The sequence below is a fragment of the Sedimentibacter sp. B4 genome, assembly GCF_000309315.1.
Lineage (GTDB): Bacteria > Bacillota > Clostridia > Tissierellales > Sedimentibacteraceae > Sedimentibacter > Sedimentibacter saalensis.
This window is the reverse complement of record NZ_CANG01000346.1, coordinates 1-306: the sequence shown is the minus strand read 5'-3', so window position 1 is coordinate 306 and position 306 is coordinate 1. Positions and strand designations below refer to the sequence as shown.

The 306-nt window shown below is 54.9% G+C and carries 1 protein-coding gene; it reads left to right on the top strand.

All coding sequences use genetic code 11. The features are described from left to right. Positions 1 to 197: 197 nt before the first annotated feature. A partial coding sequence (locus tag BN358_RS28885; RefSeq protein WP_157593394.1) for a DeoR family transcriptional regulator occupies positions 198 to 306 on the top strand: 109 nt, incomplete at its 3' end.

Here is a 306-nt window from a genome sequence, read left to right as displayed (position 1 = left end):
TCTGCGATCCTCTCGATCTTCCATACGAATATTACCTAGGTTTCTAAATGAAAGTCGAGGATTGGGAAACCTGGTGCAGTGGACTTGCAGTCCGGTCAAGCGTGCCTTACGATTGAATCGATAAAGGATCCAAAACGAAAGCAAAACGAAGGGACGATCGATGTCGATCGAACGCAGTGAGCGTGAGTCCCTGATCCTTGCCCGTCTGGCCAGGGAGGGGATCCCTCACGGTTGCGAGCCTGTCCAAGCAGCTCGGGGTCTCCGAGGTCACGATCCGGACCGACCTGCGCACCCTCGAAGATCAGG